Consider the following 13013-nt stretch of genomic DNA (forward strand, 5'->3'; position numbering starts at 1 on the left):
TCTGTTGGCGCTTCCCCATTGCCTCATGGCAGCGGGATCCTAGCCGCCACGCGACAAACTTTCTCATTTGTCAACGACTGTGGCACGAATAAGGCGAAGGAACCCGGATGGATAGCGAACGAAGAGCGCCACATCGAGAGCGAAAAGTGCCAAAGCCGCTCGACAAGCCCCGGCTTGAGGAGTTGGCGCTGGCCTATGTCGCGAGGTTTGCGACCAGTGCGGCCAAGCTCGAACGCTACCTTCGCCGCAAACTGCGCGAGCGCGGATGGGAGGGAGAAAATCCGCCCGACCTCGGAGCGCTTGTCGAACGATATCAAGGGCTTGGCTATGTCGATGACGTCGCCTATGCCCGCTCCAAAGGGGGCAGCTTGCTTCGTCGGGGCTATGGTCCGCGCCGCGTGAGCCAGGCGCTAGGCGAGGCGGGAATCGCTGAAGAAATCCGCGAAGAGACTCGCGCCCGCCCTGCCGACGAGAGGCACGCGGCGCTGGCACTGGCCCGGCGGCGAGGGTTCGGCCCGTTCGGCCAAGATATCCCCGACCGGGAAAAGCGTGAAAAGCAATTGGCGGCCATGTTGAGAGCAGGACACCCGCTCGACAGCGCGCGCAAAATGGTCGATGCCCCCGACCGCACGGCGGCCGAGGAATGGGCGGCCGAACTGGACGATGAAAGCTGATACGATGCGCGCTCTGCTCCTTGCCATCCTGATCCTGGTCCCGGCTTGTTCCCCGCAGGCGGCCGGAGGCGCAACTTCGAGCGCGGCTGCGACTGCGACAACGGCGGTTCACCCGACTTCCGGCCTGGAAGTCATTCCGCTGAAGATCACCACGCCAACCGGCAAGGCCCATGCCTTCCGCGCCGAAGTGGCCCGGACACCGCAGGAACAGGCTAAGGGACTGATGTTCCGGACCGAGATGGGCGCGGACGAGGGCATGTTGTTTCCCTATGCCCGTCCGCAGCTCCTGAGCTTCTGGATGAAGAACACCGTCCTCTCGCTCGACCTGATCTTCATCGGGGAAGACCGGCGGATCATCAACATCGCCGCCAACGCGACCCCTTATTCCGAAACGCCCATCCCTTCCGACGGGCCCGGCATTGCCGTGCTCGAACTGAATGGCGGGCGTGCGGCCCAATTGGGCCTCGTGCCTGGCAGCAAGGTCGAATGGTGAGACCGGACGAGCTTGCACGAAAAAGGCACAAGCCCTAACGCGCGGCCCATGGGATTCTTCTCCAAGATCTTCACCTGGTGGGACGGCGCCACCATCGGCACCTCGTTGTTCAGCGCGATGAACGGCGAAAAGGTCGGTACCGACGCGCAGGGCAACACCTATTTCCGGTCGAACAAGAAGACCGTCGATGGGCGCGAACGGCGCTGGGTCATCTATAACGGCGCCAACGATGCCAGCCGGGTTCCGGCCGAATGGCACGGCTGGCTGCACGGCTCACTCGATGCACTGCCCGAAAACGAGCTGCCTCCGCCGAAGATCTGGGAAGTGGACTACACTCCGAACGCCACTGGCACTGTCGCGGCGTATCGCCCGCAGGGCGCGCTTGAGCGCGGCGGTCGGCGTGCGGCTGCTACGGGCGATTACGAATCGTGGACGCCCGACGCGTGAGGCTGGTGGCCGCTACGGCTGGTCTGCTCCTGCTTGCCGGATGCACCGGCAAGGCGCCTGAGCCTGAGGCCGAGGCAACCGAAGTTCCCAAGGAACTGGCCCAGGCCGATGCGGCCCGCGCGGCCGCCGGTATCGGTACGCCGATGGAACAGCGGGTTGCCGTCATCGGGCTGCTGAACAAGCGCAACAACATCTCTCAGGATCTCGAGATGAAGCCGGGCGAAGCTCGCCGGGTGGGCGACGTGGTCGTCCGCCTCTCGGCCTGCGAGCGCACGGCGCCGTGGGAAGAGCCGCCCGAAACCGGGGCTTTCGTGCAGGTGATCGTCCTCGAACGGGCCGATGCCGACTCAGAGCCCGCCTGGCGCCGAATCTTCTCCGGCTGGCTGTTCAAGAACTCGCCCAGCCTCAATGTCGTCGAACACCCGATCTACGATGTCTGGGTCAAGGACTGCAAAATGAGCTTCCCGGGCGAAGAAAGCCCGGTGTCTGACAGCAGCGGGCCGACGCCGCGGGCGACACCCACGGCTGGTGCCGAACCGGCGCCCGAACCTACTGTCACCGCACCCTCACCGGCGCCCGTCGAGACTCCCGCGGCGAACGACGCGTAGACTTCGGGCAGCGAGGGCGCCGGCCCTGCCATCACGGCCTTCGTCAGCCTTTCGAGATAGCACTCCCGCGTGACGGGCACTGCGCCGAGCGAGGCCAGGTGGTCCGTCATGAATTGGCAGTCGAGCAATTCGTACCCTCCGCGACGGAGCAATGCGACCAGCCATGCCAGGGCTACTTTCGAGGCGTCGGTCGCCCGGCTGAACATGCTCTCACCGCAAAAGGCGTGGTCGAAGCCGACTCCGTAGAGGCCGCCGACCAGGCGATCTCCGTCCCAGCATTCGATCGAGTGCGCGTGGCCCGCGATGTGGAGCGCGCGATAGCTGGCGGCGATGCGCTCGCTGATCCAGCTCTCGGGGTGTCCTTCGCGCGGGGCGGCACAGGCTTCGATCACGCCTTCGAAGTCGTGATTGCAGGTAACGCGGAAGCGATCCTGCCGGATGACTTTGGCGAGCGACCGCGAGCAACGAAATTCCTCAAGCGGGATGATCGCCCTGTCGCGCGGCTCCACCCAGTAGATATCCTCGTCGTCCCGGCTGTCAGCCATCGGGAAGATGCCGCTGCGATAGGCCATCAGCAGCAGGTCTTCGGGAATTATCTTGGTTGCGGGAGCGTGCATGGCAATTTCCGCAAGATGGGGCTGACCTCGTCGCTTGCCAAGCCAGTTCGGCGGCTATAGAGGCGCAACCCGCCCGCAGGAGTGTAGCTCAGTTGGTAGAGCATCGGTCTCCAAAACCGAGGGCCGTGGGTTCGAGTCCCTCCACTCCTGCCAATTCTTCAGCCGCGGCGTAAGTCCGCACGCGGCTGAAGCGTTTCGGCCCTAGACGCAGGTCTGTGGCCCAACATCCACAGTAGGCCGAAATCTACGCTGTCGCCGATGGAGCGCTGGAACCGCTGAGACGGGCCGGTCATTATTAGCGCCGGACGGGAGCTCATGAGGAGCATCTCATATGGCAAGCCTGAGTTATCGCAGCAGCAAGCCCGACGGTTGGGTCATGCCGCGTCCCTATCACGACGCCAGCCTACGCTACATGAAGCACGGACCGATTCAGCCGATGGAAGAGCCGGGCTTCTTTGCTCGCCTGTTCGGGCGGGGCTGACGTGACTTCATTGCCCAAGTCCGGAAGGTGCTGAACAGGGTCGCCAGCACCTTCGGACTTTCCTAACCGGCCCGCGCCTCCCGCGCCGGTCTTGCGTTTACGCGGGCGCCTCGCTACATCGCCTGCCGACTTCCGACATCGGAGCCAGCATGCCCCTCCCGGATCCCTCGAATCAGCGAGACCGGGGTGGCGATGGACCTATGGCGGAAGCAGAGTGTCATTTTTGCGAGGTCGATTAACGATGGCCAAGACCAGTCCCGGCGAATTCTTCCGCCAGGTCCGTTCGGAAGCGGGCAAGGTTGTGTGGCCTACGCGCCAGGAAACCGTGCGCACCGCGATCTTTGTCGCGATCATGATGCTGCTGCTGTCGGTATTCTTCCTCGGCGTCGACCAGTTGTTCGGGTTCGCTGTACGCGAACTGCTCGCACTGGTCTGATCTGCGCCAGACAGACTTTACGGAAAAGAGATCCATGGCCCGCTGGTACATCATCCACGCCTATTCCGGCTTCGAGAACAAGGTCCGCGATTCGATCATCTCGGAGGCTGAACGCCTCGGTCTCGCTGAAGCCGTGGAAGCGGTCGAAGTGCCGACCGAGACCGTCACCGAAGTGAAGCGCGGCAAGAAGGTGCAGGTCGATCGCAAGTTCATGCCGGGCTACGTGCTCGCCAAGCTGACCTTGACCGACGACGTCTACCACTTGGTCAAGAACACCCCGAAGGTCACCGGCTTCCTCGGCGCAGGCGGCAAGCCGCAGCCGATTTCGGAGCGCGAGGCCGCCCGCTATTTCGGCGGCGTGGCAGAAGCCAAAGCCACCCCGAAGCAGCACGTCAACGTCGACTACGAGATCGGCGATCAGGTCAAGGTGCTCGACGGTCCCTTCGCCAGCTTCAACGGCGTGGTGGAAGAGCTCGACTTCGACAAGAACAAGGTCAAGGTCAGCGTCTCGATCTTCGGCCGCGCGACCCCGGTCGAGCTGGACTTCGAACAGGTCGAACTGGTCAAGTAAGCGCCTAGCCAGATCCTGGACATGGTTCGGGGTCCACAATGGCTCTTTTTGGATTCGGTTTGCTGCGGGAGCGTGTGTTAAGCTGCGCAGCATGACGGTGCTGGATCAGTTTATCGCCTTTGCTCAAGCGCTTCCTGCCGGACGACGGCGGGAAGTGGAGGCCGTCTTGCGCACTATCATGGATGGGCAGGCCACCGGCAAGCACGGCGGCTTTACTGCCGAACAAATGGTGGAACTCGACCGCCGGATGGCTGAGGCCGATCCCGAGTATGCCGACCCGATCGAAGTGGAATCCGTTTTCAGGCGTCACGGCGTCGCCTGATGCAAATCCGCTATCGGCGGAGTGCACTCGCCGATCTGAATGCGATTGAAGCATTCTATCTTGAACAAGCGCCCCACGCGATCCACCATGTCTTGGCCGATATTCGCGCCGCCATCGGCATCCTCGCGCACTTCCCGCGCGTAGGAAAGCGGATTGGCCAGCGTGGGTTGCGCCGCATCCTGACCCGCCGATACCGATACATGATTGCCTATCGCGCTGAGCGAAACGAGATCGAGATCATTGGCATCTTTCGGTTCCAAGATCGCGAAGCTTGAATTGAACGGCGGTTTCGCCTAACGGCGCCCCTTCCCAAAGCTACAGCTCGGGAACCCGCGCGGGAGGTGGCCTCGGTCACCGCTTGAACCGCTTACCATGAGCCTCTTGCCGAAAGGCCCGCGGCGACAGTGAGAAAGGAGGCCAGTGATGGCCAAGAAGATCGAAGGCTATATCAAGCTGCAGGTGCCTGCGGGCGCCGCCAACCCGTCACCCCCGATCGGCCCTGCGCTCGGTCAGCGTGGCGTGAACATCATGGAATTCTGCAAGGCGTTCAACGCCTCCACGCAGGAGCTCGAAAAGGGCATGCCGATCCCGACGGTCATCACCGTCTATGCGGATCGCAGCTTCACGTTCATCACCAAGACTCCGCCGGCCAGCTTCCTCATCAAGAAGGCGGCGAACCTGAAGTCGGGCTCGAAGGAGCCCGGCAAGGTTTCCGCGGGCAAGATCGCGCGCTCCAAGCTCGCTGAAATCGCTCAGGTGAAGATGGCCGATCTGAACGCCAACGACATCGAAGCAGCAACGAAGATCATCGAAGGCTCCGCTCGCGCGATGGGCCTCGAAGTGGTGGAGGGCTGAACCGATGGCCAAGCTGACCAAGAAGCAGAAGCTGATCGCCGAGAAGGTTGACGCCGAAAAGCTCTATGGCTTTGACGAAGCGCTCGCCGTGCTCAAGGAATTCGCCAGCAAGAAGTTCGACGAGACCGTCGAAGTGGCGATGAACCTCGGTGTCGATCCGCGCCACGCCGACCAGATGGTCCGCGGCATGGTCTCGCTGCCCTCGGGCACCGGCAAGGACATGAAGGTCGCCGTGTTCGCCCGTGGCGACAAGGCTGACGAAGCGCTCAAGGCTGGGGCCGACAAGGTCGGTGCCGAAGACCTCATGGAAGACATGCAGGCTGGCAACCTCAACTACGACCGCGTCATCGCGACCCCCGACATGATGGCCGTTGTCGGCCGTCTCGGTAAGGTGCTGGGCCCCAAGGGCCTCATGCCGAACCCGAAGCTCGGCACGGTGACCCCGAACGTCGCCCAGGCCGTCAAGGACGCCAAGGGTGGCCAGGTTGAATTCCGCGTTGAAAAGCTCGGCATCATTCACTCGGGCATCGGCAAGATCAGCTTCACCGAAGCGCAGCTGAAGGACAACTTCCGCGCGCTGACCGATGCGGTGGTCAAGGCCAAGCCGACCGGCGCCAAGGGCAAGTACGTCCAGAAGATCGCGCTGACCTCTTCGATGGGCCCGGGCCTGAAGATCGACGTTAGCGAGGTCGAAGGCGCCTGATTATCGGCGGTTCGATCCGAGAGATCACCAAGGGGGCCGGCGGAGAGATCCGCCGGCCTTCTTTTTTGGGCTGGCCAAATGACCAGCACCGATTGGCGTCAGTTGCGCGGGTAAGTTTCGGCGTCGTCGTCGGGCGGATTCCGCCACCGGATGTTCTTCGCCGAAAGGGACAGCCGCTTTTTCAGTTTCACGCTGTCCAGCCCCCAGTCGCCCAGGTGCACCCCGCTTAGAAGCGTGAGAATCCCGACGACGAATAGGGTGACCGTGAGCGGGAGAGCGAGGAACACGTCCAGGATACGCTCGGTTGGCGTTTCTACATGGCCCGTGCGGTCCACTCCAAACAGCGCCAGACCGTCCCCAAGGGAATGTTCGGCCCATTCGCGCTGCAACCACCATTCACCCAACTCTATGGCGAGGATGGCAGGCGCTAGCAGCGCCGCCGCAACCCCGATGATGACCATTGTTTCGGCGGCAAGCTGCCGACCGATTCCGCGGCGGCGCAAGTTTGCGGCGGTAGCGGGTTTGTCTTTCGGTGGCGCAACGGAGAGCGACCGATCGGCGACGCCCGTTTTCTGCGGAGCCGGTTGCGCAGGTCCCAGGTCGTAACCGGACAGCAGGGAGGAGGCGGTAGCGCTAAGTTGTGAGGCGCAAGTCTCTTCGATCAGCCGCTTCTGAGCCGCTGACAATTCGTCCTCGAAGCTACCGACTTTGCCCCGCCTCATCCTCAAGGCATCAGGGTCCGACTTGTCGTATGCGTGTCCTGGAATCCCCTTGGTCAGTTCAAGGGCGCGAAGCTTGTCGAAGGACGAGAGTTCCACGGCCTGTTCCAAAGCCGGTAGGTCGACGCGCTGGTTCAGGAACTGGAGTGCACGCGCCATCTCGGAAACGGCGTCGGAGATGAGACCTTCGTAGGACACCACATAGTGCGGCCGCCGCTTCAGCTCTCGGCCCCAACTGTTCATGAAGCGGAAGTACTCTGGAAGCCCCTGCTCGTTGTCGCTCAGGAAGTCATCCATATCGCCGGTGAAGGACTGTTTATGCCGCGTTACGTGGTGGTAGCTGGACGCCATCACGTCGCGGGGGTCGCGTACCACGAACAGGACCGGAAGTTCAGGAGGGATGCGCGAGGTAAAGCGCGAGTGCGTCGATGGAATCAGGGGAACCGCTGCCGCATCCGCTCGCCTGATAAAGGCTGGAATACCCCGCGTCGGATCAAGATCGAAATTCGGGGCAAAGCCGAACATGGTCTCGGTATCGAGGTCGGGATGTCGAGCCTTGGCGGCGAAGTAATGGGCGAGGATAAAGCGGACCCAAGTCCGCCCGGATTTCGGATATGAAACCAGGATTGCGGTGGCTTCAGCGGATGCAATCCGCAAATTGCGGTTCAGGTGAATCCGCCGGGCAATAGCGGATGGCGCCCTGCCGATTGAGTCCATCAGCATTCTCCTGCGGGGAGAATATCGGGTTGCGGGCGTAGTCCCGACTACTCTTAGGGATGAGCAGTGGCGCTCAGGGGGTAGTGCTGCAGTGCGATAGGGGTCAGATTCCGCCCGGCGTAAAGTCGAATCCGGCCTCGGCCAGCGCCTCGCACAAAGTGTCGACACAGCTTCGGAGGTCGTTCGCATCGGTTGAGCGAATCACGAAATTCGCGCCGACTTGGCCATCGCGGAAGAAGGGATAGCTGCCGATCTGGCAATTGGCGTGAGCCCGCTCCACCTCGCGAAGGATGTCGGCGACTTCGCTTTCCTTGATGAACCCCCCGACCGTCTCGCTCAGCAGCGGGGCTCCGCCTTCGAGCGTACCCGTAAGCGCATCGAGCATCTGAGCGGCGATGTGTGGCACACCGGCGAGCATGTGGACGTTGCCGATCTTGATCCCCGGCGCGCCTGACATGCGGTTGGGGATGAGGTCTGCACCCTCGGGCGTGCGAGCCATTCTAAGCCGCGCCTCGCTGACCCCGCCGCGCGTCACATAGTACTCTTCGAGGATGCGCCGGGCTTCGGGGTGGACCACGACCGGGACGCCGAGCGCCGCGGCCACGGCATCGACCGAGATGTCATCATGCGTCGGGCCAATACCGCCGGTGGTGAAGAGGTAATCGTGCGTCGTGCGCAGCGCGTTCACGGCCTCGACGATGCGCGCTTCGACATCGGGCACGACGCGCACTTCCATCAGGCGGATGCCCTGGACTTGCAGCCAGCTGGCCACCTGGGCGATGTTCTTGTCGTGCGTTCGGCCCGAGAGAATTTCATCCCCGATGACGACTAGCGCGGCGGTCCAGATGCGGTCGGGCAAAGGCATGGTCCTGCGGTACGAGATTTGCGGGCCCCGCGCCACCGCATGATATTGGGGCCTATCCGGAATTTTCCTGATGTTGGAAGCAGGAGCATGGCATATCCTGTGGCACATATGGTGAAGCAAGCCCTGTCTCTCGTAGCTGCACTCGGCCTGTTGAGCGGGTGTTCCAGCCTCCCACCCGAAAGCTCAGTCGACTGCGTCGACGCCACGAGGCCTCACATCCGCCTTTCGGAGGATGGGCAGACCGCCTTCACCGAGATCGATGTCCTGACCTACAATATTGAAGGGCTGCCATTCCCGGCCCGATCGAATCGAGGTCCCTATCTCCGGGAGATCGGGCGGCGTCTGGCAGAGTTCCGCTCGGCCGGGGAAGGGCCGGACATCATCGTCTTCCAGGAAGTGTTCAGCAAAGACGCCGCGGATGCTGTGATGAGTACCGGCTATCGCAGCATTGCCGTCGGACCGCGCCGGCGATCTGACCAGGCACCCAACACCCAGGGCGCTCTCCCTGGCAGTCGAAACATCTTCAGGGGCGAGATCGGCCTTAACGTGATGTCCGCGGGGCTGGTGATCGCGACCGACTATCCGATGGTGGCCGCGAACTACGTGCCCTACGCCACCCGGAGCTGTGCCGGGTTCGACTGCCTGTCGAACAAGGGCGTGCTTTTTGCAGAAGTCGCCATCCCAGGCGTTCCAGGCGTGGTCGACGTCTTCACCACGCACATGAATTCACAGCGGGCCTCCGGCGTCTCAGAGGAACGCCATGCGGCCGCTCATGCCCGGCAAACGAACGAGCTGGCGGATTTCGTGATCAGGAGCAGTCCGCTGAGCGATCCAATCCTGATCGGCGGCGACTTCAACATGCGTAATTCCGATGTCCGACACTATACTTTCGATCGGCGGTCGCCGCTCGGCAACGTGCACCGCTATTGCAGTGAGAACCGCAGCTTGTGCGACGTGCGCCAGGACTGGGAGCACGAGGATCAGTGGCGGCGGGTGCAGAACCTGCACTTGTACCAGTCCGGCAACGTGGTGAAGGTACGCCCGATCCGCGTAGAGGGCATGTTCGACGGCGGTCCGAGCGGGCCGGTACTGTCTGACCACAACGGCTTCCGCGTGGTCTACGAACTGAGCTGGCCGGCCTCGGAAACCGAACTTGCGCCGACATGCGCGTGGTCACCAACTACCGCTCTCGCTCGGTAAGGAACTCGCGCGCGTCCGCGCATTGACGATTGCCAGCCGCGGCGGCCTCTGCCACCAATCCGCGCCATGACGATCGTTGCCGCACGCCGGTATCGCGATGGCAAGGTGGTGGAACACGACCTGCTGCCGTGCCTGGACAAACCGGGAGTGGATGAGTTCGACTGGATCGGACTGGTCGAGCCGAGCAGTGAGGAACTCAAGCTCATCCAGGACGACTACGGCCTGCACCCCCTGGCGGTCGAAGATGCACTGACCCATCGCCAGGATCCGAAGGCCGAATCCTACGGCTCGCAACTCTTCGTCCTCGCCCGGACCGCGGCGATTGGCGAAGGCGAGAAGATCACTTACGGCCAGACCTCGATCTTCCTTGGCGAGCGGTTCATCATCACCGTACGCCAGGGTAGCGAGCGAGCCCACGTGAAGCTGCGCGACCAGCTGGAAGCGACGCCGGAGCGGCTCGCCGAAGGACCCGATTTCGTCCTCCACGCCGTGCTCGACTACATCGTGGACGGCTACGGGCCGCTACTCGACGAGATCGAGGAGGACATCGGCGACATCGAGGAGCAGGCGATCGGCAATTTCCCCGACGGCGCCCGCATCCGCCGGATCTTCCGCCTGCGTCGGACACTGCGGCACTTCGAAGGGATCGCCGAAGCGATGGAGGAAGTGGCGGCCAAGCTGTGGGAGGTAGAGCAGCCCTCGATCGACCCACGCGCGCGGCCCTATTTCCGCGACGTGTTCGACCACACCCAGCGCGCCGCGAGGCGCACCCGCTGGCTCAACGACACGCTGGGCGGGATCCTGCAGGTGGCGAGCCTGCTCGAGCAGAAGCGGACGGGTGCCATTACGCGCCAGCTGGCCGCCTGGGCCGCGATCCTGGCGGTGCCGACGGCGATCGCCGGCATCTACGGGATGAACTTCAGGTTCATGCCCGAGTTGGAGTGGCGCTACGGCTACTTCCTCATACTGGGGGTGACCGCGCTTACCTGTGCGGGGCTGTTCTATCGCTTCAAGCGGATTGGGTGGCTCTAGGCCGGCAATCGGCTCATCCATTGCTCACGCGATTGTCGCCACATCTCCACCGGTAGGTTTTCGAGAGGGGGCGGCAGCTGTGTCGGCCCAACGTTCACCGCGCCGAGCGCCATTGCCAGGCGTTGCGATGGCACGTTGTTCGGGTCGATGGTGTGGATGACCTCCGTCCAATCGAGCGCATCGAAGGTCCAGCCGATCGCTGCCTGTGCGCTTTCGCGGGCATAGCCTTTCCCCCAGGCGCTCGAGAGCAGCGCCCAGCCAACTTCGGGACCCGGCCATCCCTCTGGTTGCCATGGCCCCACTCGTCCGATCCATTGACCGGTCGCCTTCTCGATGACGCTGAACATTCCGAAGCCTTTGAGCGACCAGGACCCGGCCATGGTCGCCATCGCTCGCCAGGCCGCGGAACGAGTCAGCGGTCCACCGATGAACTTAGCGGCTGCCTCGTCCGCCATCAGGGCCGCCCAGCCATCGAGATCTTCCTCGCGCGGGCGCCGTAGTATCAGGCGGGCCGTTTCCAGGCTGGGTTCCATATGATGCACTCCGATGCAGAAGGGGCTTCAATACAAATACATGGGAAGGTGACAAAGTCCGCTGTCCGCCCCGAGCAGACATTCATGCTACGGCAGTCCTCTGGAGTACCTAACATATGTTAGAGGGGAGTCTGACATGGGCCTAGCTACGGCATTCTCGTCATTCCTTTTGGCCACCGCTGCGCCAGCGAGTCCGGCTTGCCTGCCTGTAGAGGGTTGGGACGAAGTTCTCGCCGACGACCAGGTCCGTTGGATCGTCATCGGCGAAGTTCACGGCTCTAACGAAGTACCGGCCTTGTTCGCGGATGTCGTCTGCCTGACAGCCCAGTCACGACCCGTAGTCGTGGCGGTGGAGCAACCCGCCAGCGACCAGGCGGCGATTGATGCGTTCATCACGTCCGACGGAGGCGCGGAGGCTGAGCATAAATTCCTCAGTGCCGTCATGTGGAACATGCCGATGAAGGATGGGCGGTCGAGCGAGGCCTACTTCCGCCTCTTCGAAACCCTGCGGCAAATGCGTGCGGCGGGTCGGATCAGTTCGGTAATCGCCTTTCAGCCCACTGCGTTCACCGCGCGACCCACGCCTGCTGAATACGAAAAAGCGATGGCGGACTTGGTACGGAGTGCAGCCCAGGGCGGAGCTACCGTGCTTGCCCTGGTGGGCAACGTTCACGCCCAGCGCACCGAGGTTCCGAGGGGAACGCCCTACATGGCCATGGCCGGCAACCTTCCGGCTGAGGCGACCGTCACCTTCAACACCCGTGGCGAAGGCGGCGAGACTTGGGCGTGTATCGGCGATCCTAACGGCGCACCGGGCAAGATCGACTGCGGTGCGCACACCGCAGGACCGGTCTTGGGACGGGCCCGAGAGGTGGAGCTGAGCTCCGATCCGGCAGGACCCTATACCGGAGTGATCTATCTTGGCGCCCCAACCAGCGCGTCACTGCCGAAGGTGGCGGGGCCAAGTCAGCCGAGTGTTGCTACGGCTTTGAACCCATAGCGGTCGGTCTGCAAACGACCCATTGCGGACATTCGCCACCACCGATTGGACCTCCGGACGAATTAGGTGCGCCGGCTTCAAAGTCGCGGCGATTGGATATCTCGCCACCTTCCAGCAGGACGTACGACGGCATGATCATGGGCGAAGTGCGCTGCCCCTAAACGGCTGAGTGCCACATGGGTGTCGATCTTTCGACATGGGTGTCGATTTTTCGCTGCCTCCAAATTTCAGACACTTTTCAGGAAGATTGCAGCGCCTGCCCAAAGCTCCACCGAGCTTTGAGCGCTAAGAATCCTCGTCAGTGACCAGCAGGACACGCGGCGCAAGCTCTGTCCCGCTGGCCGTTGCAGGAGGATCCGTCATGAACCGAACGAAGAAGCTGATCTACGCGACGCTTATCGCTACAATCTGGGTTGCGGGACCAGTTGATGCGCGTGAGAGGTCGATTTCGGCCGACGTCGCCTACGGCGATCTCGACCTGACTACGACCGAGGGTGCCGCGGAGCTCGAACGGCGCGCCAGGATCGCAGTCTTGCGGCTCTGCGGGAATTACGACAGGAACGACGCGCTAGGCGAACGGCCGTTTCGGCGGTGCAAGCGGTCTGCCCGCGTCAATCCGACGGTAGAGGCGCTCGTGACGCAAGCCAGGCTTGACGCAACGACGCGTCGCGACACCAAAGTCGCGGTCAGGTAGCTCAATCGAAACCGCCGGCAGGACCGCGGAGACCGCCTCCGAGCCT

18 protein-coding genes, 1 tRNA gene and 1 pseudogene are annotated in these 13013 nt (G+C 62.9%); 16 read left to right on the forward strand and 4 right to left on the reverse strand.

The window, feature by feature from the left end:
- The first annotated feature begins 146 nt into the window (after positions 1–146).
- From ASD76_RS16175 to ASD76_RS18810, 4 genes and pseudogenes are all read left to right on the forward strand, one after another.
- Positions 147–674: a regulatory protein RecX gene (locus ASD76_RS16175; RefSeq protein ID WP_321164435.1), complete on the forward strand. Its 528-nt coding sequence runs from the start codon at positions 147–149 to the stop codon at positions 672–674.
- Positions 675–678: 4 nt separating this feature from the next.
- Positions 679–1167, forward strand: a complete 489-nt coding sequence (locus tag ASD76_RS16180) for a DUF192 domain-containing protein (RefSeq protein WP_235506848.1) — start codon at positions 679–681, stop codon at positions 1165–1167.
- Between the two features lie 48 nt (positions 1168–1215).
- On the forward strand, positions 1216–1614 hold the full coding sequence (locus ASD76_RS16185; protein ID WP_055925481.1) for an NADH:ubiquinone oxidoreductase subunit NDUFA12: 399 nt from the start codon (positions 1216–1218) through the stop codon (positions 1612–1614).
- 209 nt (positions 1615–1823) lie between these two features.
- Positions 1824–2006 (forward strand): annotated as a pseudogene (locus ASD76_RS18810) (DUF2155 domain-containing protein); the annotation flags it as partial.
- Between the two features lie 35 nt (positions 2007–2041).
- Here the strand turns inward: ASD76_RS18810 and aat are convergent.
- A complete protein-coding gene (gene aat, locus ASD76_RS18060; protein ID WP_082553901.1) occupies positions 2042–2839 on the reverse strand; it encodes a leucyl/phenylalanyl-tRNA--protein transferase in 798 nt (265 codons plus the stop codon).
- Positions 2840–2916: 77 nt separating this feature from the next.
- Here aat and ASD76_RS16200 point away from each other — a divergent pair.
- From ASD76_RS16200 to rplA, 8 genes are all read left to right on the forward strand, one after another.
- Positions 2917–2992 (forward strand) — tRNA-Trp (locus ASD76_RS16200).
- 178 nt (positions 2993–3170) lie between these two features.
- Complete coding sequence (locus ASD76_RS18560; protein WP_200943125.1) at positions 3171–3320, forward strand: hypothetical protein; 150 nt, start codon at positions 3171–3173, stop codon at positions 3318–3320.
- A gap of 241 nt (positions 3321–3561) precedes the next feature.
- Positions 3562–3756, forward strand: a complete 195-nt coding sequence (secE, locus tag ASD76_RS16205; RefSeq protein WP_055925490.1) for a preprotein translocase subunit SecE — start codon at positions 3562–3564, stop codon at positions 3754–3756.
- Positions 3757–3790: 34 nt separating this feature from the next.
- A complete protein-coding gene (nusG, locus tag ASD76_RS16210) occupies positions 3791–4327 on the forward strand; it encodes a transcription termination/antitermination protein NusG (protein WP_055925493.1) in 537 nt (178 codons plus the stop codon).
- Between the two features lie 91 nt (positions 4328–4418).
- Positions 4419–4649 carry a hypothetical protein gene (locus ASD76_RS16215; protein WP_055925496.1) on the forward strand — a complete coding sequence of 77 codons (231 nt, stop codon included), beginning with the start codon at positions 4419–4421 and terminating at the stop codon, positions 4647–4649.
- The gene (locus tag ASD76_RS18875) at positions 4649–4924 is read left to right on the forward strand and encodes a type II toxin-antitoxin system RelE/ParE family toxin (RefSeq protein WP_055925499.1); all 276 of its coding nucleotides are present in this window, start codon (positions 4649–4651) and stop codon (positions 4922–4924) included. The genes ASD76_RS16215 and ASD76_RS18875 overlap by 1 nt, the downstream gene beginning before the upstream one ends.
- A gap of 148 nt (positions 4925–5072) precedes the next feature.
- Positions 5073–5504: a 50S ribosomal protein L11 gene (gene rplK, locus ASD76_RS16225; RefSeq protein ID WP_055925974.1), complete on the forward strand. Its 432-nt coding sequence runs from the start codon at positions 5073–5075 to the stop codon at positions 5502–5504.
- Between the two features lie 4 nt (positions 5505–5508).
- On the forward strand, positions 5509–6207 hold the full coding sequence (rplA, locus tag ASD76_RS16230) for a 50S ribosomal protein L1 (RefSeq protein ID WP_055925502.1): 699 nt from the start codon (positions 5509–5511) through the stop codon (positions 6205–6207).
- Between the two features lie 98 nt (positions 6208–6305).
- Here rplA and ASD76_RS16235 read toward each other — a convergent pair whose 3' ends face one another.
- Together ASD76_RS16235 and ASD76_RS16240 are read right to left on the reverse strand one after the other, a co-directional pair.
- Positions 6306–7643 carry a sulfotransferase domain-containing protein gene (locus tag ASD76_RS16235; RefSeq protein WP_162249688.1) on the reverse strand — a complete coding sequence of 446 codons (1338 nt, stop codon included), beginning with the start codon at positions 7641–7643 and terminating at the stop codon, positions 6306–6308.
- Between the two features lie 103 nt (positions 7644–7746).
- Positions 7747–8508: a competence/damage-inducible protein A gene (locus ASD76_RS16240; protein ID WP_055925508.1), complete on the reverse strand. Its 762-nt coding sequence runs from the start codon at positions 8506–8508 to the stop codon at positions 7747–7749.
- A gap of 108 nt (positions 8509–8616) precedes the next feature.
- Here ASD76_RS16240 and ASD76_RS16245 point away from each other — a divergent pair, with 108 nt between their 5' ends.
- Both ASD76_RS16245 and ASD76_RS16250 read left to right on the forward strand, forming a co-directional pair.
- Complete coding sequence (locus ASD76_RS16245; protein ID WP_055925510.1) at positions 8617–9708, forward strand: endonuclease/exonuclease/phosphatase family protein; 1092 nt, start codon at positions 8617–8619, stop codon at positions 9706–9708.
- 66 nt (positions 9709–9774) lie between these two features.
- Positions 9775–10740 carry a magnesium and cobalt transport protein CorA gene (locus tag ASD76_RS16250; protein ID WP_055925513.1) on the forward strand — a complete coding sequence of 322 codons (966 nt, stop codon included), beginning with the start codon at positions 9775–9777 and terminating at the stop codon, positions 10738–10740.
- On the opposite strand, the gene ASD76_RS16255 is transcribed toward ASD76_RS16250, so the two are convergent.
- Complete coding sequence (locus ASD76_RS16255) at positions 10737–11273, reverse strand: GNAT family N-acetyltransferase (protein ID WP_055925516.1); 537 nt, start codon at positions 11271–11273, stop codon at positions 10737–10739. The two genes, ASD76_RS16250 and ASD76_RS16255, sit on opposite strands and share 4 nt — an antisense overlap.
- A gap of 136 nt (positions 11274–11409) precedes the next feature.
- On the opposite strand from ASD76_RS16255, the gene ASD76_RS16260 reads away from it, so the two are divergent.
- Both ASD76_RS16260 and ASD76_RS16265 read left to right on the forward strand, forming a co-directional pair.
- Positions 11410–12273 carry a hypothetical protein gene (locus tag ASD76_RS16260; protein WP_055925519.1) on the forward strand — a complete coding sequence of 288 codons (864 nt, stop codon included), beginning with the start codon at positions 11410–11412 and terminating at the stop codon, positions 12271–12273.
- Between the two features lie 361 nt (positions 12274–12634).
- Positions 12635–12967: a UrcA family protein gene (locus ASD76_RS16265; RefSeq protein WP_055925522.1), complete on the forward strand. Its 333-nt coding sequence runs from the start codon at positions 12635–12637 to the stop codon at positions 12965–12967.
- Positions 12968–13013 lie beyond the last annotated feature (46 nt).

It is taken from the genome of Altererythrobacter sp. Root672 (assembly GCF_001427865.1).
In the GTDB taxonomy this organism is placed as follows: domain Bacteria; phylum Pseudomonadota; class Alphaproteobacteria; order Sphingomonadales; family Sphingomonadaceae; genus Croceibacterium_A.